General features: G+C 36.6%; 21 protein-coding genes. 12 read left to right on the top strand and 9 right to left on the bottom strand.

What is annotated here, in order from left to right:
- Window position 1: 1 nt before the first annotated feature.
- Window positions 2-1138 carry a chorismate synthase gene (gene aroC, locus DI076_RS14105; RefSeq protein ID WP_108960414.1) on the bottom strand — a complete coding sequence of 379 codons (1137 nt, stop codon included), beginning with the start codon at window positions 1136-1138 and terminating at the stop codon, window positions 2-4.
- On the opposite strand from aroC, the gene DI076_RS14100 reads away from it, so the two are divergent.
- The 4 genes from DI076_RS14100 to DI076_RS14085 are packed head-to-tail and all read left to right on the top strand — an operon-like array spanning window position 1132 to window position 3920.
- The gene (locus DI076_RS14100) at window positions 1132-1695 is read left to right on the top strand and encodes an LIC_10042 family TonB-like protein (protein ID WP_108960413.1); all 564 of its coding nucleotides are present in this window, start codon (window positions 1132-1134) and stop codon (window positions 1693-1695) included. The two genes, aroC and DI076_RS14100, sit on opposite strands and share 7 nt — an antisense overlap.
- The gene (locus tag DI076_RS14095; protein ID WP_108960412.1) at window positions 1682-2221 is read left to right on the top strand and encodes a UpxY family transcription antiterminator; all 540 of its coding nucleotides are present in this window, start codon (window positions 1682-1684) and stop codon (window positions 2219-2221) included. The genes DI076_RS14100 and DI076_RS14095 overlap by 14 nt, the downstream gene beginning before the upstream one ends.
- A complete protein-coding gene (locus tag DI076_RS14090) occupies window positions 2218-3192 on the top strand; it encodes a KpsF/GutQ family sugar-phosphate isomerase (protein ID WP_108960411.1) in 975 nt (324 codons plus the stop codon). Before DI076_RS14095 ends, DI076_RS14090 begins: the two co-directional genes overlap by 4 nt.
- Window positions 3193-3197: 5 nt before the next feature.
- A complete protein-coding gene (locus DI076_RS14085) occupies window positions 3198-3920 on the top strand; it encodes a type I 3-dehydroquinate dehydratase (RefSeq protein ID WP_100721508.1) in 723 nt (240 codons plus the stop codon).
- A gap of 19 nt (window positions 3921-3939) precedes the next feature.
- Here the strand turns inward: DI076_RS14085 and DI076_RS14080 are convergent, their stop codons facing one another.
- The 3 genes from DI076_RS14080 to DI076_RS14070 are packed head-to-tail and all read right to left on the bottom strand — an operon-like array spanning window position 3940 to window position 7712.
- On the bottom strand, window positions 3940-5541 hold the full coding sequence (locus tag DI076_RS14080; RefSeq protein WP_108960410.1) for a tetratricopeptide repeat protein: 1602 nt from the start codon (window positions 5539-5541) through the stop codon (window positions 3940-3942).
- A gap of 44 nt (window positions 5542-5585) precedes the next feature.
- Window positions 5586-7193, bottom strand: coding sequence for a GMC family oxidoreductase N-terminal domain-containing protein (locus DI076_RS14075; protein ID WP_108960409.1), 1608 nt, complete (start codon window positions 7191-7193; stop codon window positions 5586-5588).
- A 12-nt stretch (window positions 7194-7205) separates the two neighbouring features.
- Window positions 7206-7712, bottom strand: coding sequence for a hypothetical protein (locus tag DI076_RS14070; RefSeq protein ID WP_174705058.1), 507 nt, complete (start codon window positions 7710-7712; stop codon window positions 7206-7208).
- Between the two features lie 31 nt (window positions 7713-7743).
- Here DI076_RS14070 and DI076_RS14065 point away from each other — a divergent pair, with 31 nt between their 5' ends.
- Genes DI076_RS14065 through DI076_RS14050 form a run of 4 tightly spaced genes read left to right on the top strand, consistent with a single transcriptional unit; the run spans window position 7744 to window position 12413 of the window.
- On the top strand, window positions 7744-9078 hold the full coding sequence (locus tag DI076_RS14065; protein ID WP_245918438.1) for a peptidoglycan recognition protein family protein: 1335 nt from the start codon (window positions 7744-7746) through the stop codon (window positions 9076-9078).
- A gap of 13 nt (window positions 9079-9091) precedes the next feature.
- Window positions 9092-11734, top strand: a complete 2643-nt coding sequence (gene pepN, locus DI076_RS14060; protein ID WP_108960408.1) for an aminopeptidase N — start codon at window positions 9092-9094, stop codon at window positions 11732-11734.
- An 11-nt stretch (window positions 11735-11745) separates the two neighbouring features.
- Window positions 11746-12072, top strand: a complete 327-nt coding sequence (locus DI076_RS14055) for a TRL-like family protein (RefSeq protein WP_245918437.1) — start codon at window positions 11746-11748, stop codon at window positions 12070-12072.
- Complete coding sequence (locus DI076_RS14050) at window positions 12069-12413, top strand: TRL domain-containing protein (protein WP_108960407.1); 345 nt, start codon at window positions 12069-12071, stop codon at window positions 12411-12413. Before DI076_RS14055 ends, DI076_RS14050 begins: the two co-directional genes overlap by 4 nt.
- Here the strand turns inward: DI076_RS14050 and DI076_RS14045 are convergent.
- Window positions 12410-13333: a glycerophosphodiester phosphodiesterase gene (locus DI076_RS14045; protein ID WP_245918507.1), complete on the bottom strand. Its 924-nt coding sequence runs from the start codon at window positions 13331-13333 to the stop codon at window positions 12410-12412. The genes DI076_RS14050 and DI076_RS14045 overlap by 4 nt on opposite strands.
- A 395-nt stretch (window positions 13334-13728) precedes the next feature.
- Between DI076_RS14045 and DI076_RS14035 the strand changes: the two genes are divergently transcribed.
- Window positions 13729-14217, top strand: a complete 489-nt coding sequence (locus DI076_RS14035; protein ID WP_108960404.1) for a helix-turn-helix domain-containing protein — start codon at window positions 13729-13731, stop codon at window positions 14215-14217.
- Between the two features lie 27 nt (window positions 14218-14244).
- On the opposite strand, the gene fliG is transcribed toward DI076_RS14035, so the two are convergent.
- The gene (gene fliG / locus DI076_RS14030) at window positions 14245-15258 is read right to left on the bottom strand and encodes a flagellar motor switch protein FliG (protein WP_004785217.1); all 1014 of its coding nucleotides are present in this window, start codon (window positions 15256-15258) and stop codon (window positions 14245-14247) included.
- Between the two features lie 166 nt (window positions 15259-15424).
- Here fliG and DI076_RS14025 point away from each other — a divergent pair, with 166 nt between their 5' ends.
- Both DI076_RS14025 and DI076_RS14020 read left to right on the top strand, forming a co-directional pair.
- The gene (locus DI076_RS14025) at window positions 15425-15997 is read left to right on the top strand and encodes a TetR/AcrR family transcriptional regulator (RefSeq protein ID WP_108960979.1); all 573 of its coding nucleotides are present in this window, start codon (window positions 15425-15427) and stop codon (window positions 15995-15997) included.
- A gap of 66 nt (window positions 15998-16063) precedes the next feature.
- Complete coding sequence (locus tag DI076_RS14020) at window positions 16064-17050, top strand: MBL fold metallo-hydrolase (RefSeq protein WP_108960403.1); 987 nt, start codon at window positions 16064-16066, stop codon at window positions 17048-17050.
- A 94-nt stretch (window positions 17051-17144) separates the two neighbouring features.
- Here the strand turns inward: DI076_RS14020 and DI076_RS14015 are convergent, their stop codons facing one another.
- A complete protein-coding gene (locus DI076_RS14015) occupies window positions 17145-17759 on the bottom strand; it encodes a hypothetical protein (RefSeq protein ID WP_108960978.1) in 615 nt (204 codons plus the stop codon).
- Here DI076_RS14015 and DI076_RS14010 point away from each other — a divergent pair.
- On the top strand, window positions 17758-18798 hold the full coding sequence (locus DI076_RS14010; protein ID WP_108960402.1) for a hypothetical protein: 1041 nt from the start codon (window positions 17758-17760) through the stop codon (window positions 18796-18798). The two genes, DI076_RS14015 and DI076_RS14010, sit on opposite strands and share 2 nt — an antisense overlap.
- On the opposite strand, the gene DI076_RS14005 is transcribed toward DI076_RS14010, so the two are convergent.
- A complete protein-coding gene (locus DI076_RS14005) occupies window positions 18778-19749 on the bottom strand; it encodes a M23 family metallopeptidase (RefSeq protein ID WP_108960401.1) in 972 nt (323 codons plus the stop codon). The genes DI076_RS14010 and DI076_RS14005 overlap by 21 nt on opposite strands.
- Window positions 19750-19764: 15 nt before the next feature.
- A complete protein-coding gene (locus DI076_RS14000; RefSeq protein ID WP_108960400.1) occupies window positions 19765-22221 on the bottom strand; it encodes a sensor domain-containing protein in 2457 nt (818 codons plus the stop codon).
- Window positions 22222-22298 lie beyond the last annotated feature (77 nt).

Genomic DNA, 22298 nt, shown 5'->3' with positions numbered 1-22298 from the left:
TCTATTGGTTTGGAATGGCGTTTAAATTCGCATACTTCATAAACCATTTTGGTTGTAAGGCTCTTTGGTATAAGTAAGCATCAACTAATACTAAGTTTACGACAGCTTCAACAATCGGAACCGCCCTTGGTAAAACACATGGATCATGACGACCTTTTGCCTTGAGAATGGTTTCTTTGTTTTGGTCGTTCACTGTTTTTTGTTCTTTTTTAATTGTAGAAGTAGGTTTAAAAGCTGCTCGAATGACAAGATCCATTCCGTTAGAAATTCCACCTTGGATTCCACCGGAACGATTGGTTCTTGTTTTGACTTTTCCTGTTCCTTCTTCGATGTAAAATTCATCATTGTGTGTACTACCTGTTTGGCGAGTACCAGAAAATCCAGAACCAACTTCAAAACCTTTACAAGCAGAAATGGATAAAATGGCTTTGGCTAAATCAGCGTCTAACTTATCATAAACGGGATCTCCAAGTCCTGGAGGTAAATTACGAACCACAACTTTTACAACTCCCCCAACGGAATCTCCTTCATCACGGAGTTTTCGGATGAGAGTTTCCATCTCGTCATTGGCAGAAGGTTTCGGACAACGTGTCGGAAATTGGTCAACGATGTCCCTGGAGTTTGGGTATTCATCCTCTGCAATCAAAGAATCAATTGGACCAATCGAATCCACAAATCCAACGGTTGAAATACCCAATTCGTTTTCTAAAATCACTCGGGCAAGACCTGCAGCTGCAACTCGACCAATGGTTTCACGGACAGAGGAACGACCACCACCTACATGGGCTCGGTGGCCATATTTTTCAGAATAAGTATAATCAGCGTGAGACGGGCGAAACACATGTGCCATCTCATCATAATCGCTGCCAATGGTATTTTGGTTATTTACCTTCATGAGAATGGGGCTTCCAGTGGTTTTGCCTTCAAAAACTCCAGACTCAACTACCATTCGATCTTTTTCATCTCTCGGAGTTGTCAGATCATTTTGACCTGGTCTTCGACGTGTTAGATCTTTTTGGATTTCTTCTTCTGGAAATGGAAGTCCCGCTGGCACTCCATCCACAACAACTCCAACGGATGTTCCGTGAGATTCTCCATAGGTAGATACTCGAAAAATTTTTCCCCAACTTGATGGCATATACGGACAATGAAAATGGAGATTGCATTCTCTCCAATAAAGTTTTTCATGAACTTGGAATGCATTTACTCTTTGATGGACCCAAATATAAGGCTATCACCCTTAGCATTGGGGTGCATCTATTGATTCTTTTGTCTTATTTGGCAATGGAATACCGAAGTGACATAGATTCTACTCACATCAAACTCAAGGAAGGTGGAAATTTTTCCTCTTTCCAACTTCATTTTTCTACCGGATTGGGAGAAAGTAAGGAATCAACCACACCAAAGCAATCGCAGAATGATGGAACCAAAACCACAGAAGATGAAATCTCTGAATTCCAAAATTGTCTTAGTTATCCCAGTTTGGCATTGGAACAAAAACTTGAAGATCATTGTGTTTACCGACTTTCCGTAAAAGAAGACGGCAGTTTGGAAAAAATTGCAGTGGTCACAGCATGTAGGTATGCGGTTTTTGATCAACAGGTGCGTCGTCAACTTTCCGACTGGAAGTTCCAATACACCAAAGGCAAAGAATTTGTTTTACCCATTAGGTTCCGTTTAGATGTCAGAGACTAATCCACAATCGGAAGAAGTTGCTTGGTATATTGTTTATACCAAACCTCGTGCAGAGAAAAAACTCAGTGAACTTCTGAACAAATACAAAATCGAAAACTACTTACCAATACGGAAAGAACGGAAAAAATGGACAGATCGATTCAAATGGATCCAAGTACCAATATTACCTTCCTATATTTTTGTAAGGATTGTCTTTTGGAGAGATAAAAATAAGGTCTTACAATTACCTGGATCTGTTCAGTTTGTATTTCATAAAGGTCAACCAGCCATTGTGGAACAAAATGATTTAGATGTTTTGGAACAAGGCCTTAAAGATTATGCGGAATCTTTGAAAATGAACAGAGAACTATTATTTCAAAAAGGCAAAATGGTGAAAGTGATCGATGGTTCATTTGCTGGTAAAACCATGGAAATACTTAAAGTAAAAAACAAAACTCTTGTAGTTTTAAGAATTCCTGGTGTAGAAACCGTTTTCTCTTATGAGATCAATATGGATCACTTAGCTTGGGAGGAATTACTTGTATGACAAATAAAGATACTTTAACTATAGTAAAACAAGCGCTTGACGATGAAATTTCATCTCTCGTTCACTTCCGTGAACAACTAGACCCTTCAGTCAAAGACTGTATCGATCTGATCCTAAAATCAAAAGGAAAAGTGATTGTCACTGGCGTTGGTAAGTCTGGTGATATTGCCAAAAAAATCTCACATACACTTTCTTCGACTGGAACTTCAGCATATTTTTTACACCCAACAGATGCATCACATGGGGATTCTGGAATTGTTGGACCAGACGATGTGGTACTTGCCATTGGAAAAAGTGGTGAATCAGAAGAGCTAAATTATATCCTACCGACTCTTCGCAAAATCGGAGCAAAAATTGTAGGCATCACTGCAAACGCCAAATCTAAGTTAGCAGAATTATCGGATGTTGTCATTATCACTCCTGTTTTAAAGGAAGCATGTCCATTAGATCTTGCTCCCACTTCTAGCACAACCATTGCCCTTGTACTGGGAGATGCAATTGCTGTTGCTTTAATGGAATTAAAAGAATTTAAAGCAGACGATTTTGCATTGTACCATCCTGCCGGCCGATTAGGAAAACGACTTTCCTTATATTTGACAGATGTTATGCGAAAAGGAGAAAGAAATGCCTCTATTCCCATTAATGCAAACTTAGAAACTATTTTAAAAGAAATTACAGAAAAAGGAATTGGTGCTACTGGAGTTGTGGATTCAAATTCAAAACTTGTAGGACTGATTACCGATTATGATATTCGTAAATACCTCACAAAACATACCTTATCTCCTGATGTAACAGCAAAAGAAATGATGAACTCGAATCCTAATAGTTTTCGACCAAATGAAAAGGCTTATGATGTTTTAATCAAAATGGAAGGACGCGAAAGGCCAATTTCTGTTGCTCCTGTTGTGGATGAAAATGGGATTTTTGTTGGGATGATTTCTCTCCACGATTTATTACAAAAAGGATTATAAACTTTATGCCAGATTCTTATAAAATCATAGCCTCTGTCGGTGAGGATGAATTACGCCACCTTCAAAAAAAAGATGTAAAAGATGTAGATGTGATCGAAGTTCGATTGGATTTATTCTCTAGAAATTACATCCAGAAAGAAATGAAAAAGAAAATCAAAGCACTTGGTTTACCAGTGCTTTTTACATACAGAAGAGCCGAAGATAGTAGTGTTCGATCCTATGTGAAATTATTCCCAGAAGATGTTGAAGGCATCATTAAAGATTTCAATGACAATGCCAATTATTTGGATATCGAACTGAATAGAGAAGATACAATTTTTCGAAATTATGAGACCTTAAACTATCGAATCATTTATTCTTACCATTCTTTTAAAAAATCAATTTTGGCAAATGAAATGAACCAATTCATTGCAAAATCAAAACCGGTCAAAAAAAAGAATCCCATTTATAAGTTTGCAATCACACCCGAAAACATTGAAGAAACTGCTGACTTTTTAAATGATATCAAACTTTTATCAAAAACTCAAACAATGATCGGAATTTGTATGGGTGAACTTGGAATTATTTCAAGAGTATTTGGTGATAAGTTTAATTCATCTTTCACCTATATGACATTAGGTGAACCAAAAGCACCTGGACAAATTTCGGTGGATACTTTTAAAAAACTACGTGCGGACTTATTCAAAAGTCCACATTCAACTTCAGGGAAGGATTCAAAGGAAGAATAATGGTTCTTCCTATTTGTTATTAATTTGATCCAGGAGTGGAAAGATTCGTTCCTGGTACCTTTCCACCTTTTGTGTTAATAAATTCACGAAACGATTGTTCCTTCCAAACTTCTTTGAAATCTTTTTCTAAACTTGCAGATGTCCAATATTCAGGTTTTAAATCCGCTGCCATCTGAAACTGTTCTTTGGTTTTGGTGATGTCATTTTTCTTAGCAAAACAACGTGCCAAGAGGTAGTGTGCTGCAGAGGAACCATTTGTTTTTTGCAGGTAAGGAATTGCTAAATCAACTTTTCCGCTGTAAAAATAATTCCTTCCTCTATAAAAAATGTATTCCCTTCCATTGGAAATTGTTTGGTCTTTTTCCAAAACGGCAAAATAACTTTCGGCTGTATCAAAAGCATTGTTTTCCGTATATTTTCTCGCTAATTTTAAAAACCCAACTTGAAACTTTTCAGGTGTTTGAGATAAATCTGGAAATTTCATTGTAATGAATTCAGAATATTTTGCGAAACTAGTTTCAAATTTTTTAGTTTTATTTCCGGCTTCAAACATACAAACAAATCGAAACATGTGGGATTCAATTTGATTTGGATTAAAGGATAGTGCTTTATCGGATGATTGGATACATTTTTCCCAATCAGATTTTTGTTCGTATAACCTTGCCAGTGCAAGTAGTGGAGTGTCTTTTTGAACTTGTCTGAAAGCTTCTTGAAAGGATAATTCTGCTTTCTCAATTTCTGCTAATTTTTGATAAGCAATCCCTTCATTTAGAAATACATAATATAGAAAGACATTTGTATCTTTTGAGAATGGATTTTTTTTAGCTTTTTCAAAGGAATCAATTGCAGATTTAGGATCATCTAATCTTAACTTTATGATACCCATTTTGTAATGGTATCTCGAACGTGTTGGATTTTTTTCGATTAATATGTTTAAATTCGATTCTGCTTTTTCGTATTTTTTTTCTTCAAATAATGCTAAAACATAATCCCAACGTACATCTTCTAAATGAGGTTGGTTTGCTAAAATTTGTTCGTAAGATTCACTAGGTTTGGTAGTTTCTTTACCCTCGATACTTTCGTCAGGTTTTTTTACTAGGTCTTTCTTATTTTCAGTATTTTTGGGTTCTGGGTGTTTAGGTTCAATTTTTGTATGTTGTGTGTATGTATGCGTTGTGGAAGAAGGATTCCCTTTATTTCCTACAGCACGGTTATATATTTTTTGAACTTCTTCATTTTTAGGATCATACTTAAGGTAACGTGATGCATACGTGGCAGATAAATTCCAATCTTGGTGGTAATTGAAAAACAAAGCTAACTTTAGAAGTACTGTCTTTCTTTGGTCTTTGTCCAAATCCAAATCAGCTGCTCTTCGAAAATTTTGAATGGATTTCGGATAATCTTTTTTGTATTCATAGATATATCCTAAATACATGTATGCTTCACCGTCTTGCGGGTGTGAGTCGGCATGTTTGGTAAATTTTTTAATGGCTTCGCCATATGCTTTTTTTGAAAAAGCTTTTTTACCTTCTTTCATAGCATCGCTGTCTATAGCGAATACTGTAGTTTGAAAGATGACAAAACTGAGAACTAAGGAAAGATATTTCCGCACGGATTCCAAACTAGTTGGAACCCATGGGAATGAAAGGGATTTTTGGAAAAAAGTTAGATCTTCGTTCTTTCTTCTTTTTGTGAAGCTAAGTTACGCGAAGCTCTGAGAACGATACTCATGGTCGTTATTTGTGGGTTCACCGAAAGTCCTGTAGGGTAAACTGAGGCATCCATGACAAATATGTTTTTATGACCATAAATTTCCAAATTTAAATCAACTGCTCCCTTCTCTGGGTCGTTAGCAGACTGAATGGATCCATGTGGGTGTGCTGATCCAACTGTCAAATCACCTGGTTTTGTGCTCTCTTTCAGAATCCAATCAAAGTTATCGTTTCCTGTCACTTTGTATGGTTCTGTAAAACGTGTGAAAGGAAAAATCAATTCTTTTGCTCCAGCAGCCACAGTCACTTCAGCTAATGCCTTTAATCCTTTTAGCATATTCATTCCATCAGTTGGAGTGAGTTCAAAGTAAACTTTTCTTCTTCCTAAACTGTACTTCACACTTGCATTGGCTTCTCCATCCGCACCATCACGAACTAAAACAATACCAGCATTGTACTTTGTATAATCTTTCATAACATCAAACTGTTGTTTGCCGTAAAAAGGAACCAAAGAAGAAGCAAGGGTTGGCCTGTAAGGAGCCGCTTCTAACCAGTAACCGTAACCAGTTCCATTTTGGTTATGTCCATCCTTAATCACAATGGATTGTGGTGGGCCTTGGAACATTTTGATTTCGGAATCAAATTTACCAAAAATAGTGGAGGTTGGGTGGACTTTTAAATTCCTTCCTACCCATCCATTTCCAATTCCACTCCTTTGTAATAGAGCAGGTCCTTCAATAGCACCGGCACTCACAATGACAACAGGAGCTTTGATTTCCATCGTTTCAATGATTTCAGTTGGTGCTTTTTCATATGCATCGGGTGTAAATTCGGCAACGACTGTTTTCATTTTTCCATCTCGAATTTTAACCGCACGCATATTGGAAACAACGGTAGCTCCCGCTTCTATTGCATCAGGGATCCAAGTGAGAAATGTAGATTGTTTTGCATTGATTGGGCAACCAAGTCCACACCTTCCAAGACCAATACAGCCACGATTATTATTTCTTAAAACTTGCGGTGTTAATCCTATTTTTTTACCACCAACACGTAATACATTATTGTTCGCATTGATCAAGTTATCTGGTACTTCGTGGACACCTAATCTTTCATGTACTTCTGAAACATAGGGATCCATTTCTTCTCTCGAATAACCTTGCCACCCAAATCGTTCGTTCCATTCATTGGTAACATAATCAGGTGGGTAGAGAGATGTTTGCCAGTTTACTGTTGTTGAACCTCCGATAGACTTACCTTGTAAAATCGATAACGTCTGTTCTTCGGTTACAATAAATCCAGCATCTCGGTAGAGTCTTGCTTGTGATACAAATTCGTCAGAACTAAATTGTGCTGGAGTGAAATAACTACCTTCTTCAATCAGGATTACTTTCCATCCATTTTTTGCAAGTTCTCTTGCGGCAACCGCTCCGCCAGCTCCAGATCCGATGATGACAACATCCGCAGTTAGTTCCCATTTTCCATTTTGGATTTGGTGGGTTTTGATTGTTTCTGCGTGTTTTTTTGGAGTGATGATTTTTTCGTTATGAATTGAGATTCCCATGTATCGTCCGCCTTATTGGATGTAACCGACAAATTTTTGGTATTCTTTGTCAGAACTGAGAAGGAAAAATGAAATTTGTCTTAGGATGGCATAAACACCACGTTTGATTCCAAGTGAAGAATGTTTCCATTCAAGCAAACGTTTGATACGTTCTTCAGGTGGGAGTTTGACAATCGGTGTAAAAGAAAAATCAAGTGCCATTGCTGCTAAAATAGAAGATGGAACACTAGCTAACAGCTGTATAACGCTTTCTGTTTCTATTGGATATGGATGACCATAAACATAATTATCTAACGCAAGTCCTAGATCAAAATTGGGAATGGGGTTGTCTTGTAAGAAGACTTCTTGCAAACTGCGAAAACTGTGGTATTGTTCTGGTGAAATTCCCCTAAGGGTGGGAGTGTTCACTCCTGGACCACAATTCACACCCTGTATGGAAACAGCGGTTAAGGCAAAACATTTGAGAGAAAATTTTAAGAAACGATTTCGTGAAAGTAGGAATGGTGTATGTGGCTCCAAATCTCATTTCCTTCAGTTAGATTTGAACCCATTGTGTCAGAATCTTGTAAAAATATCACTCATTTTCCTTATTTCGACTGGATGTAGTCGTTTTTTTGTAAGGACACCAAACTTTGCATCCATCCAAATTCCTAATTTAATTCCTTTCTCAGAAGCAGAAGGGATCAAAAAAGACCAGTGGCAAAAATTAGCAAAACCAAGAGACCAAAACTTAATTTCAGCAATCATCTTACACAATTCAGGCAAACGAAAGTTCTCTGATTTCTTTCGATTGTCAGTGGAGAATCAATTTTTATTCCATTTGTACATCGATTCCAATGGTACCATCTATGGTGACCCGATGTTTTTAACTCGGGAATGGACCGCCTCACCTGGGATCGATACTGAATCCATCCATATTGTTTATGAAGGAACTCAGGAAACTCTCTATAACCAAAATAAACAAAGGGAAGTGTTACAAAAAACCATCCAATACTTGGCTGAATCTTTGTACATTCCCAAATCCAATTTTGACATCATCTCCAAAAAGGGAATTTTCACTCACAACCAAGCCAAACGTAGGTTTGGTGGCTTTGTGGATTTTTCTCCTTGCGGAAGTGAGTTAGCACTCAATCAAATCCTCAAAGAAATTGGAGGGACCTTTTATGAAGAGGATGATTGGAAGGATCGATTTGTCACAGGCTGGGTTTTAAAAAAAGAAAACAAAGACCTTTTGAAGGAATCATTCCATCCAACCAATGGACGAGGGATCACCAAAGCAGAAAAAATCATATTTTCTCAAATAGAGAAAACAGACAAAGGTTTCACACCTGAAGAGTACCGAGTGAAGTATACCTTCCGTGGGAAAATCAAACCAAGTTGTGTGGTATTACATTATACTGCTATACCAGATTACTTTCGATCTCTTCGAACCTTAGAAGCAAGGAACCTCACTGCTTCCATCATGGTTGATAACAATGGAAAAGCCTACCAACTTGTGGATGTGATTGAAGACCGAGCGGCCGCAGCCACTGGGACAAATGACAATTGTATCCAAATCGAAATTGTCGCAAAAGACACTGAAGAATTACTCAAACAACCAGAACAAATCCAAAAAGTAAAAGACCTTGTGTTAGAACTAACATCTAAGTACAAAATTCCCTTATCCAATGAAAGGTTGGAAGATTTAAGTGGAGTTTTTAGCCATACCCAAGCCAAAAAAAAATGGGGTGGTTCAATCTTCCTCAATGCAAAAGACTTTGATCCAGGGGAAGAATATATGGAACTCATCTTAAATTCGATTGGTGGGAAATACTTTCCAGAACCAGAATGGAAAAATCGAAGTGCCATGGACTGGGCCATTTTATACCGCAATTTTCAACCATAATAAGGAAAATCCGATGAAACAAATATTCAGCATTTTTACTCTTGGAAGTTTACTATTTTTAATCAATTGTAAGTTCAACCAACCAAACTATCACCTTACTTTACAAGAGGCTGAATACCGATACGAAACCATTGAAAATATAAAATACAATTTAGAAATCAATCTCTCACCTAAAGAAAGTTTTACGGGAAAAGTAAACATAGAGTTTGTTGGAAAAAAAATCAGAGACTTACGTTTGGATTATTTCCAAGGTGAAATCAAATCCATCATATTGAATGGTGAAGCTCTTACTGATTTTGAATATAAAAAAGGACAAGTCCAACTTCCTTCGAATCGATTGATGATTGGCAACAATACACTTTCTGTTTCCTTTGAAACACCATATGCTAAAACTGGGAATGGACTGCACAAATTCCTAGACCCTGACGATAAAGAAACGTATATCTATTCACAATTTGAAGCATTTCATGCAAACAAAATGTTTCCTTGTTTTGACCAACCAGATCTAAAGGCAACTTTCCAACTCCAAGTGACAGCACCAAAAAATTGGAAAGTGATCTCCACAACTCTTCCCACTTCACAAAACAAAACGGAAAATCCGGAAGAAGTATTACACCTTTTCCCTGAATCGAAAAAAATTTCAACATATGTTTTTTCCTTACACGCAGGTCCTTACCAAGTTTGGGAGGACAAAACTGAATCCATTCCCCTTCGCCTTTTTGTTCGTAAATCTCTCGCGAAATATGTAGAACCAAAAGATTGGTTTACGTTTACAAAAGAAGGATTTGCTTTTTTTAATTCTTACTTCGGAATTCCATATCCATTCGAAAAATACGACCAAGTCATTGTACCTGAATTTAATTTTGGAGCTATGGAAAATGTAGCGGCCGTTACATTTTCAGAACGATTTGTTTCACGTTCACCTATGACACGTTCCCAAAGAGAAAATTTATCAGATGTGATTTTACATGAAATGGCACATATGTGGTTTGGGGATTTGGTCACAATGAAATGGTGGAATGGACTCTGGTTAAACGAAAGTTTTGCAACTTATATGGCAAGTTTAGCCCAAGCTAAAAATTCCGAATTCCAAGAGACATGGATTAGTTTTTTTGAAAAGATGAAACAATGGGCTTATGAAGAAGATGGTTATAGCACAAACCATCCAGTAGAAGCAAAGGTAAATGATACCGAAGAAGCATTTACACAGTTTGATGGCATTACATATGGAAAAGGTGCTTCTGTAATCAAACAATTAGTCTTTTTTATAGGAGAAGAAAGTTTTCAAAAAGGAGTTCAAAACTATTTAAGAAAATACTCCTATTCCAATTCTACCTTACTCGATTTTTTAAAAGAACTCGAATTTGTGAGTGGGTTCTCTATGAAAAAATGGTCCAAAGATTGGTTAGAAACAAAAGGTACAAATCAAATTGAACTCACAACCGTTTGTGCAGATAATCATCTATATGGAAAAATTATCCAAGCAGCTCCAGGCCCTGAGAACAAACTACGTGATCATAAAACAATTTTAGGTCTCTATTTTTTTGATAAGACCAACAAACAAGTTTCATACGAACAATTTCCCGTTGTTTATTCCGGTAGATCGAGTGAAGCCATTCTGGAAGTCAAATCGTGCCCTGATTATGTATTGTTCAATGCAGAAGACCATGACTTTGTGATTTGGAAATGGACAGATGTTAATAAACAAAATTTAGAATTTGTATTGGAGTATGACAAAGACCCAATGCGAAAACTTATCTTATGGACTGACTACTTCAGGCAAGTATCACTTGCAAACATCACATTCGATGAATTCAAAGATAGTGCCATTCGTTTGTACCAAATAGAAACGGATACAAAAATCAAACGATGGATTTTATCCAAGTTAGCGAGTGATAATGGTTATACATATCTAACTAGTCGATTTTGGTTTCCTGAATCCAAACGTAACACGGATTTAGATTCCTTACAAAATTTTCTTTTAGAGGAATTAAAAAAAGTTAAAGCGGGAAGTGATGAACAAAGGTATTTATTTCTGTCACTCATCGATTCAACTTATACCGAAATGAGTCAAAAAAGATTGTATGATATTTTGGAAAATAAACTCAGTTTTTCAGGCTTAAAACTCGATCAAGATTTACGTTGGAATATAATCATCAAACTTAGCTCTCTCGAAAAAGATCGAAACAAAATTCAGTTCTTCCTTGATCGTGAAAAAAAATTAGATCCTTCCAGTCGAGGTGTAAACTCAAGTTTAGCGGCAGAAGCTTCAGAACCGAATCCAGAAGTAAAACAAAAATGGATCCACGTATTATTAAATCCAAAGACAAGTAACCTTTCATCTTCTACACTCAGAGTGGTTTCTTATTCTTTATTCCCTGAATACCAAAAGAACATCCAACTACAATTTTTAGACCAATATTTTGATGCTTTGGATAAGTTCCAACACACAGATGATGAAAACTACTTGGATGCATTTGCAAAAAGTTTATCACCTGATTTTTGCGCTGATGAAACTTTGTTAATTTTAAAAAAATTCACAAACAATCACCCAAAATTGCCAGCTTCAGTTAAAAAAACCTTACTAAAACAAATCGATTCAGAGAAGAAGTGCATTCAAATGAAATACAAACATAAAGAATTAATGACTCAATAAAGGATCAAACTTTGGTTCAAAAAAAAATATTATTGAGTTTCTTATTGTTGATTCTACTTCAGCTGTTTTTTGTTAGTTGTGCATCACCAGGATTTGGTCCAAGAGGATTTTTATTCACAAAAACAAAAATCGGAGTGTTTGGTACAGGAGAACCTTCCAAAAGACGAGTCACTTCCTGTGTCCATTCCATTCTTGGATTATTTTCATTTGGGAATGCATCATTTGAATTTCTAAAATCTAGGTCCAAAATCCAAACTGTCACAGAAACCAATTGGACAACTCTTGTTGTTCTTGGTGTGTATGCCAATCTATGTGTTGAGATCTCTGGAAACGAATGAACGTAAAACTAAAAAGCAATCAATTTTATTTTGTCTATTTTCTCTTCTTATCTTACTTTAGCTCTTGTGCTAATTTAGGCCAACCACAAGGTTTAGGCCCAACAGGGCTTCTATATGCATCATATACCCTTGCTGTTTCGGAAAGACCTCTCCCCAAACAGACATTAAAACAAGGAAAGGCATGCCTAAAACGGATTGGATTCTTTTATGTGACGGGAGATGGGAGTATTTTATCCGCAGCACAAGAAGGAGGAATCCTAGAAGTGTTCCGAATCGAAAAAGAGGCAACAAATTACCTCTCTCTCTATTCTACTTTATGTACTGTTGTTTGGGGGATTTAGTTTTTTTTACGAACCACTTTATCTAACATATCTGGATAATCAGATATAATTCCATCAACTCCACAAGTTACCAAACGATTCATTTCTTTTTCTGTATTCACTGTCCAAGGAATCACCATCATCCCTTTGTCATGAGAAGTTTTGACAAACTTTGGTGTTATATATAAAAAATATGGTGAGATGATATCTGCTTGTTTCTCTTTTGCTAAACCAAGAATTGCCTCTCTATATCCATTCCCAAGTCCAATGGTCATTAAAAATCCTTGGAAATATGTAGGCACAAACAATGCACTTGTTTTGATCTTTGGATTCTTTAGTTTCGACACTGAAAGTGTTCTCATATCAAATGATTGGATTGTCGAACGATCTACCACTTTATACTTTTCAATAATTTGAATTAGTTTTTCAGTATGGTCTTTGACTAAACTATCAGGTGCAGATCCATCATCTGGAAATTTGGTTTCGATATTAAATTCAAATACTTCTTTCGATTTCTTTTCATGTTTCAAAACCAATTCAAAAAATTCTTCGAGCGATAAAAGTTTTGTTCCAGGTACAGGAATTTGTTTCGGAAAATTTGGATTTTGTTTAGAACCACAATCTAATGCTTGTAATTCGGCAAGCGTAAGATCATACAATGATTTTTTTTGGATTTGGGTTCCATCAACATTTTGGCAAATAACAGGATTCGTATCAGAATCATGATGGATGACCACACGTTTGTCTTTTGTTAAAACGGTATCTAATTCTAAAGTAACCATTTTATATTTGATTGCTTCTTCAAACGCAGGCCATGTATTTTCCGGTTTTAATCCGCGTGCACCACGGTGTCCCTGTAAGTCGATGTCTTTACGCAAACGATTGGGAGCTTCAACTGTTGCACAATTCACAACCAACAAACTAAAAAAACTCACGGCCATGTAGAGTTTACTAAATGAGAGAATCAATTTCATCAAAGGTTACCTGCTTTTGCAAAATTCCACTGATTTATTTTATTGCATCAAGTAAGAAAAAAGTTTCGATTTTACAAAAAAATTGAAATGATTCGCAGATTGAAGAATTGCATGGATTGTTTCTTTTTGTCTTCTTTTGCCTGTCTCAAAAAGGAAAAGAATGGAAAAAACGAGCACACCACCTACGGTAACATCGGTGGTGGCTCCAGAAAGGAAATTTAGCGTAATTTCAGCGTAACGCAAATTTTCAAAACTAAGTCAACCTTATCCATGCGAATCTTATACATCCAAACCGTTCTTAACGTTTTTGGAGCCTTTTCAGAACGTAAATAACGGTTTTTTACAATTTTTTTTGGGAACTCATGGAAAAAGTAAATCATTTCAGAAATTATAGAGAGAGAAGAAATCTCACACGCATTCAATTATCAGAAAAATTGAATATTCCACGATCAGCCATTGAGTTATTGGAATCAGAAGAGTGGATCCGCTCTAAATTTGATTATGTCGTTTTGGTTTCTAAAGAGCTGGGTCTCTCACTCATTGATCTCATTCGGAATGAATTTGACTACGATTTAGAAAGAGAGTTTTTTAATGAGGAAGAATTTGAAGAAATTGTAGCTCGTTATGCCAATGCAAGAGTCACTTTGATCTTATCAGAACTCAAACTTTTCTGTCGGAATGCCAAAGTACGGTTAGATGATTTTGACGTGACAGAACTTTCCTTTTCGATGGGAAGTTTGCACAAACTCATCACACTCAATCAAAAATTGGAACGTGGTGAAATTAGCACAAAGGATGCACTTGTTGAATTTCCACCGAAGTGGGGAAAGTTTAGCAACCGAAGTAACTAGAGAAAATTTCGAAACTAAACCTGTGGACTAAACCACAAGTTCGTCTTCTCCCGCACGAGCCACAACGATCTCGCCCGCTTCTTCCAGTTTTCGAATGATGTTTACAATTTTTTGCTGAGCGTCTTCCACGTCTTTCAATCGGACTGGACCCATAAAGTCCATATCCTCTCGGAGTAAGTTGGCAGCACGTTTGGACATGTTTTTAAAGATCTTATCTTGTACTTCGGAATCTACGGACTTGAGTGCTTTCGCCAAATCCGTGTTATCAACTTCGCGCATTACCTTTTGGATCGCACGGTCGTCGAGTAAAACGATATCTTCGAATACGAACATCCGTTTTTTGATCTCTTCGGCAAGTTCGGGATCTTCTTCTTCCAAAGCTTCGATGATGGTCTTTTCTGTTCCGCGGTCTACTAAGTTCAAAATTTCCACAACAGAGTCAATACCCCCAGCAGAGGTATAATCTTCGGAAGCAAGAGTAGAGAGTTTACGTTCTAACACCCGTTCTACTTCACGGAGTACGTCTGGTGACACACGGTCCATCGTTGCAATCCGTTTGGCCACTTCCGCTTGGATTTGGTGTGGAAGGTTCGAAAGGATATTGGATGCTTTTTGCGGATCCAAATAGGATAAAATAAGGGCGATGGTCTGAGGGTGTTCCCCCTGGATAAAGTTGAGAAGGTGGGCCGGGTCTGTTCTACGAATGAAGTCAAACGGCCTAACTTGTAAGGACGAAGTGAGCCGGTTGATGATATCAATGGCTTTTTGGTTCCCGAGCGCTTTTTCAAGTAGTCCCCGTGCAAAGTCAATACCACCATTGGTGATAAACTCTTGTGCCATCATGAGTTCATTGAACTCAACGAGTACCTTCTCTTTGTCTTCTGGAGTGATTTTATCTAAACGAGCAATTTCGAACGTGATTTGTTCGATCTCGTCTTCTCTTAGATGTTTGAAGATTTCGGAGGCCACTTCGTTTCCAACCGCAACCAAAAAGATGGCGGCCTTTTGTCTTCCTGTGAGCGATGGCTTCTTATTGATCATACTTCTTCCCGAAATCCGTACTACTTAGTTTATCGGCGGACTCTGAAAAAAACAATGAGATTTATTCTGGGAGAAATTTCCCGCATTCTGCCAAATTTTGTTTCTCACTGGATGTGAGAAATATTTTATGTTGACCGGTCTATTATTTTTATAGCAAATGGGTTTTGTGGGCAAAAAAGGAAGTGTTACCAAACAAAGGATCATTGAAGTCATGGCCGGACTTTTGGAAGAAAACGGGTATGAAGCAACAGGCCTTAGCGAATTGGGAAAGGAAACAGATACTCCAAAAGGTTCACTGTACTTTCACTTTCCTGGTGGGAAGGATGAACTGACAAGTCTTGCCATCTTACACTCAGGAGAACAATTAAATGAATTTTTTAATTTAGTACTCTCAAAAAGTGAAAGCCCAACTCATGCCATCAAACAAGTGTTCTCTGCTTTGGAAGATCGGATTGTTTCAAGCCAATACAGAAAAGGATGCCCCATTGCCACGACAGCAATGGAGTCAGCTAACCAATCGATCCTTGTAGCAAATGCTTGTAAGGAAGTGTATGCTTTATGGTCAAAAACAATTGAATCTTATCTGGTACAAAATGGATACAATTCACGAGTTGCAAAAACACTTTCGGTTTCCATCCTCTCGTTATGGGAAGGTGCCCTTCTGTTATCGAAAATCCAAAAGTCTGCCGAACCCCTTCGATTGGCTCAAAAAACCGCAGATCTTTTGCTAAAAACTTAAAATGAAAAACTATATTATCTAAAATTCAAAATCAACGTTACAATCAAATCATAGGAAATGAAATAAATGAAACATCTATCAAAACCAAAGTCGATCTCGATACTCACCTTCATCGTATTAGTTAGTTTTACGTTGTTTTTTTTAGGGTATCCGAATGAAAACATCCAATGGGATGTATCTTCAAATCCAATCACAAATCAAATTCCTAAACCAAAGGGTAAATCCAATTTGGTATTTTCCATCTTAAAAACGGGAGAAGCAAAAACTCTAGAAGGGTTTGTCATTGAAGGTGGATCGATTTTGAAAATGGTCACTGTTTCCCATTCCAGTTTTTACATCCAACACCCAAAGGGAAATTTTCTTTTTGATACTGGCCTTGGAACCAATATCGAAGAACAGTTCACAGTATTTCCTTTTTACTTAAAACTATTAATGGAATACAAACTGATTGAAACAACAAAATCCCAATTACAATCCAATAAAGTTGATATAAATTCGATTGAAGATGTATTTTTTTCACACCTACATTGGGACCATGCCAGTGGGCTTAAGGATTTTCCAAATGCAAACATTCATAGTGTGAAAGAAGAATTAAACAATCCAAAGATTGAACTAGGTTACATTCCTTCACAATTTGAAGGTGAATCGGTAAAATGGAAATATCTAAATTTTTCTAATACACCTTATGCTTCTTATGCGAAAAGTATCGATTGGTATGGAGATGGAACTGTTGTTTTTGTTCCTATGAAAGGACATAGTGAAGGCTCAGTTGGTTTATTTTTACATACTGAAAATGGAGAAACATACTTTTTAACAGGTGATATTGTTTGGCGGAAAGAAGGTTTTGTGAATCTCAAACACAAACCTCGTGGCGCAAGATGGATTGTAGATTTTGATGTGCCGACACTTGGAGAAGAAATTGTCCGTGTCCATAAGCTTCTAATCGATAACCCCGGACTCAAAGTCATCCCTGCCCATGACTATGATACACAACTCCCACTTGGGTTTTATCCAAAAGTAATCGGTGGTAATAAACTTTTGACGATGGAATGAGCAGGACAATTTGAAAGTGAGGATCTATTAGGAATCCAAAATCGACGAAAACAACGGATGATCCTGTTGAGATTTCCTAAATGAACATTCCAGATTACCCGTTTGTATCTTTGTTTTCCGTCGCCACCGATTTCCTTTGGAGTAATAGTCCTTTCATTCCTTGTAAGGATTGTTCCAATCGTTCGATTTCCTTTTGAATGGATTCTCGATTTTCTTGTATCACATTATGAAAACCATGTGCTTTGCCCATAAGCTCGTGGTAGTCAAGAGAAACCTGGTGGAGAGCTGCATCCCATTGTTTGGGAGCAATCCGTCTTTTTTTCCAATACACCCTCTTGCCGATGCCATAGAGCCATTGACCCATACCAATCGCATGTAATGGTACGAGGATATACAATGAAGCAATGATGACCTTGCTATAGGATACTTCTTTGGCAAACAAACCCCAGAAGTATAGCCAAAGTGCAGAAAGTAAAACAACCGAAACAGTCAAATTGGCTTTCGGTGTACTAGGAGAGATTGAGTTAAAAATAGAAAGGAGGATGACAGAAAAGATCAGTAAAAGGAGAACTTCCCAAGGGACTAATGTAAAAAATAAATCCCAAAACTTTTGAAAGTTTTCCCAACTGGTTTTGATCTGATTGATCGTGGTTTGGATTTCAACAATTTGGTTTTGGATTTTTTGAAAGAAGTCTGTGATCGCTGACATGAACCAAATACTAAACAAAATCAAAAATCAGGCAAGTGGTTTCTTTGTCCGATTTATCTCACCTAGCACCACAAGAAATTTACTCGTATTGTATACGATTTTGGTGGTACCATTTTTCGTTTATCATGAATCCCATCTTCCATGGCATTATGTGTTAGTTTTATGTTTGGTCTCTTTATTCGTCGGACTTCTCATTACTTACATAAGTTTATATATCATCCAATTGTACTGGAGAGAAACGTTTCATCCATTGATTGAAATTGGAGTGTTAATCCTCTTTATCTTTGCTCTTTGGTTAGCAGAAGTGTTGATCTTTGAAGCAGGCACTGTATTTTTATTTATTTTTGTCATCATCGCATTTTTCATTCGGATCTTACAATTAACTGAATATGCAAGGCTTTTACTTGCGTTTTGTCTTGTAGCGAGTAATGCTTTCATTTCATTTAAAGCATTACAAGGTGCTGAAATTTTATCTTCGTATTTACTTTTTAAAAACAAATACCAAATAGAAGAAAAAAACTTAAACAATTGGGTTATCACCAATGAAAAAGAACATTGGAATGAAGAACTTCAATTTGGATTTACTTTACCAGAAGGAATGTTCTTTTATAAACCAGATGATTTAACCTTGGAAAACAAAACAGGTGTAGGTCAAATCGCTGGTCTCTTATCATTTAGCGATCATGATGCAGAACGGTATCCATTTGTAAGGATTTTTTATTTTCCTGATTATGTCGGGTTTCAAAAAGAACAAGCGATCCAAGAATTTTCAGAATTTTTAAAAATACAAGTGAGTAAAGGTGACATTGAGGACTTACAAGAAATCCAACAAAAGGAAATCGAAGAATTTATCTTACTCAGTAAATTTTGGACTTTTTATGATTTGTTACGGCCCCGTTATTCAAAAACAGGTTTTATGATTATAGAAACAAATAATCACGATAAACTTTTGTTGCATATAACTGAAAATTTAGAAAAAGGAGAAATTCACGAATCGGTCATTCGTGAATTTTTGGCATCAATTCGATTCAGAAATTGATTGTAATGCAATGAGTGAAAGTGGATCAACTAACACTCCATTGATTTTTGCACCTAAATGTAAATGAGGGCCTGTGGACATACCAGTAGTCCCTACAGTTCCAATTTGTTGCCCTTGTTTCACTTGTTCACCCACTTTCACTTTGATTTCATCTTGGTGCATATAAAAAGAAAAGATTTTATTCCCATGATCGATGATGGTAAAATTTCCTTCATAATATGTTTTTTGCGCTAATACAACTGTTCCATCTTGAATGGCATAAACGGGAGTTCCCGTTTTCCCTCTAAAATCAACACCACCGTGAGGGCGACCTTGTTTGTTATTATAATCACGTCTTACATAGAATTTACTTGTGATGTAGATAGACTCTAAAGGATTTTTAAAATTCTTCTGGAATTGTAATTGGCTCGATTTTGAAAATGCTAATTCTTTGGCGTTTTTGCATTCTTGGATAAAATCCAATACTTCCTTCGGTAATTCCTTTGTGACAAACTTTTCATCGACTTTGATTTGTTGGTTTTTTTTGATCACTTGGAACTTGGTTGGTTCTAAGATAATTTGGTATTGTTTTTGGCCACGTTTGACAAAAAAGATTTTGGAAACAATCTCTAAGGTCATCGCTCCTGCTGGAGTATCTGGAGAGATTGGCAAAAAGGCGATCATACTATTTTCACGTTTTGTTAATATGACATCTTTTCCTAACCAACTCACTTTATAAGATTCATTGATCCATTTTTTATCCTTTGGAGTTAATCGTAAATAAATTACCTCACCACGGCCAAACCTGCGAGCTTCCATTAGAAGCGAAAAATTTTTCTCTTCTTTTTTTACAAAATAATTACCTGAAGACGTTATATGTTTGGGAGATTTCTTTTTATTTTCACGTGATTCAGCTGGTACTGCTTGGACAAAGAAAATGATTATGAAGAATATAGAAAAATAACGAACCATCTCTCCAAATTTCGGCTATTTTGTTTTGGCGGATTCGTTAAATTTTTGCACAAACGCAACAAATTCTGGCTCAGGTAATGGTTTGCTATACAAATACCCTTGGATCATATGGCAACCCAAGTCATGTAACAAATCCCTTTGAGCAGGGTTCTCAACACCTTCCGCAATCACTTCTAAACCTAAAGAATGTGCCATATTGATGATGGCCTTACAAATAGCTCGATCATCTTCATTGAGTTCTAAATCAACAACAAACGATCGATCAATTTTGATCACATCCGCGTTGATTTTTTTGAGATAACTAAGTGAACTATAACCAGTTCCAAAATCATCAATTGAAACTTTGATCCCGAGCTCGGATAAATACTCAAATGCTTCGATACTTTTTTCCGGATTTTCCATGATCGAACTTTCGGTAAGTTCTAACTCAATTTCTTCTGGATTGATTCCAAATTGTAAAATCGTAGCTTGAACTCGGTGGGACCAGTTAGCGCGCGCTAGTTGTTTTCCACTTACATTGATGCTGAGTGGAAAACTTGGTAAATTCATTTCGCACCAAGTTTTTTTCAACCGACAGGCTTCTTCTAAAACCCAATCCCCAATCCTCTCGATGATACCCGAATCTTCTGCAACGGGAATGAATTCAATTGGTGGAACCCAACCTCTTTCCGGATGTTTCCACCGGATGAGAGCTTCTGCTCCGCAAACTTGGTTTGTAATTGTAGATATTTTTGGTTGGAAAAATAAAATTAACTCTTCGTTCTGAATTGCCTTTCTGAGAGAGTTTTCAATGTACAATCGTTTTTCGGATCGTAAGATGAGTTCGTTTGTATAGAATTTATAATTATTTCGGCCTAATTCTTTTGCTTTGTACATGGCCATGTCAGAATTTTTTAATAACTCGGCGGAAGTTACACCGTCATTGGGTGAAAGTGCAATTCCCATACTAATGGTGGTGAATAAATCCCTTCCCATGATATGAAACGGTTGGCTTAAGATATCTAAAATTTTTTGTGCAAATTCAGCGGCCGCACTTTTATTTGGGACATCCACTTTCAAAATCGCAAATTCATCTCCACCAAAACGAGCAACGGTATCTACTTCCGTCATCACTCGTTTGAGTCTTGCTCCTACCATTTGTAATAAAATATCACCTTTGGTATGACCCAAACTATCATTGATGAATTTAAAATTATCGATATCAAAAAAGTAAAACGCTAGTAAGGTTTCTGTTGATTTATGATTTTTAAGCGCCTGGTTCGCATGATCAATAAAAAGAGTACGATTCGATAGTCCTGTTAATGCATCGTAATAAGCTAGGTAGGTAATTCTTTCTTCCGATAATTTACGTTCCGTAATATCTACACCAAAACTAATAAAACGTTTTTGTTTGGTTTCGGAATCATCAATTGGAATGTACTTTCTTAAGAGATAAGTAACTTTATCATTATGATCTTGGATGAGTTCTTCGAATTCAACGATTTCATTTTCTTTCGCAGCGACTTCTAAAAATTTTTTCCTACGTTCATAAAACTCTGGAGGTAAATCCAATTTTTCAGCAAGATCAACATCAGTTTTTTTGAATAACCATTTACGGATTTCTTTATTGGATAAAAATACTGGGTTTGTATATTCATATTCAAAATTTGAATTTAACACCGCAATATCCGAGTCCAAATTATCCAAAATAAATTCATAAAAGGCTTTTTGGTTTTTGACTTGTTCTTGTGATCGTTTTCGTTCTGTGATATCTCGAAACGTTGCCCATATCGCCATCTTACCATTCACTGGAAACAAACGGAAAGAAGACTCAGTAGGAATCAATCTACCTGATTTTGTTCTGAGTGCAGCACTTTCGATTAAGTTTCCTTCAAACTCTGCATCTTCATCAACTTCAACGGGAGGCATGAAGTATGAAAATTCTTTTCCAATAATCTCATCCAACGCATATTCCAAAACAACGACTGCTTGTTTGTTCGCATTGATGATTTGTTTGGTAGTTGGGTCGATTTGCATTAGAATGTCTAAAGACTCTTCAAAGACATTTTCTAAAACCACAACCTTTTCGCGAATTTTATCATAGGCAATCGATCGGTTCATATCTTCTATCAAGCGTTCTGCGAAGTTTAGCACCAAATCTAATGTTCCAACCGAATATATTGGTTCCGCTAAATGTAAAAATGTGGGATGAGCAACTTGAGACAGTTCTTCAGGAGAAAGAATGTTAGGCGATAAAATGATGTAAGGAGACTCAGGAAAATGTTCAAAAATAAATTTTTGTTTATCCATCGCATTGGAATCATTCCAAAATAAAAAGACTGCTGATTCTTGGATGGACCCTGGTTTGATTTTTAAGATCGATGGGAAACTATGTACATGACAAGTTTCAATGTTCGTTATGTCACGTAACAGCCGATTATAGAAGTTATGATCAGATTCTTCTATATAGATTGTGATCTGTTTCAGTGACATGATCTAGGCATAGTAGACGAAAAATCCTTTTCCTTACAATAGATTTTTTTAACCATACGCGTATGCGACAGGAGAGC

It is taken from the genome of Leptospira ellinghausenii (assembly GCF_003114815.1).
Classification (GTDB): Bacteria; Spirochaetota; Leptospiria; order Leptospirales; family Leptospiraceae; genus Leptospira_A; species Leptospira_A ellinghausenii.
Note: the sequence above shows the minus strand (reverse complement) of the source record. Positions and strands in the feature narration are given on the sequence as shown.

Excerpts from the sequence above, each read along its gene's own strand:
- DI076_RS14015 (WP_108960978.1), bottom strand. The coding sequence starts at position 17,759 with ATGTCAGCGATCACAGACTTCTTTCAAAAAATCCAAAACCAAATTGTT.
- DI076_RS14075 (WP_108960409.1), bottom strand. The coding sequence starts at position 7,193 with ATGGGAATCTCAATTCATAACGAAAAAATCATCACTCCAAAAAAACAC.
- DI076_RS14095 (WP_108960412.1), top strand. The coding sequence starts at position 1,682 with ATGTCAGAGACTAATCCACAATCGGAAGAAGTTGCTTGGTATATTGTT.
- DI076_RS14010 (WP_108960402.1), top strand. The coding sequence starts at position 17,758 with ATGAACCAAATACTAAACAAAATCAAAAATCAGGCAAGTGGTTTCTTT.
- DI076_RS14020 (WP_108960403.1), top strand. The coding sequence starts at position 16,064 with ATGAAACATCTATCAAAACCAAAGTCGATCTCGATACTCACCTTCATC.
- pepN (WP_108960408.1), top strand. The coding sequence starts at position 9,092 with ATGAAACAAATATTCAGCATTTTTACTCTTGGAAGTTTACTATTTTTA.
- DI076_RS14050 (WP_108960407.1), top strand. The coding sequence starts at position 12,069 with ATGAACGTAAAACTAAAAAGCAATCAATTTTATTTTGTCTATTTTCTC.
- DI076_RS14000 (WP_108960400.1), bottom strand. The coding sequence starts at position 22,221 with ATGTCACTGAAACAGATCACAATCTATATAGAAGAATCTGATCATAAC.
- aroC (WP_108960414.1), bottom strand. The coding sequence starts at position 1,138 with ATGCCATCAAGTTGGGGAAAAATTTTTCGAGTATCTACCTATGGAGAA.
- DI076_RS14100 (WP_108960413.1), top strand. The coding sequence starts at position 1,132 with ATGGCATATACGGACAATGAAAATGGAGATTGCATTCTCTCCAATAAA.
- fliG (WP_004785217.1), bottom strand. The coding sequence starts at position 15,258 with ATGATCAATAAGAAGCCATCGCTCACAGGAAGACAAAAGGCCGCCATC.
- DI076_RS14035 (WP_108960404.1), top strand. The coding sequence starts at position 13,729 with ATGGAAAAAGTAAATCATTTCAGAAATTATAGAGAGAGAAGAAATCTC.
- DI076_RS14005 (WP_108960401.1), bottom strand. The coding sequence starts at position 19,749 with ATGGTTCGTTATTTTTCTATATTCTTCATAATCATTTTCTTTGTCCAA.
- DI076_RS14045 (WP_245918507.1), bottom strand. The coding sequence starts at position 13,333 with ATGGCCGTGAGTTTTTTTAGTTTGTTGGTTGTGAATTGTGCAACAGTT.
- DI076_RS14090 (WP_108960411.1), top strand. The coding sequence starts at position 2,218 with ATGACAAATAAAGATACTTTAACTATAGTAAAACAAGCGCTTGACGAT.
- DI076_RS14085 (WP_100721508.1), top strand. The coding sequence starts at position 3,198 with ATGCCAGATTCTTATAAAATCATAGCCTCTGTCGGTGAGGATGAATTA.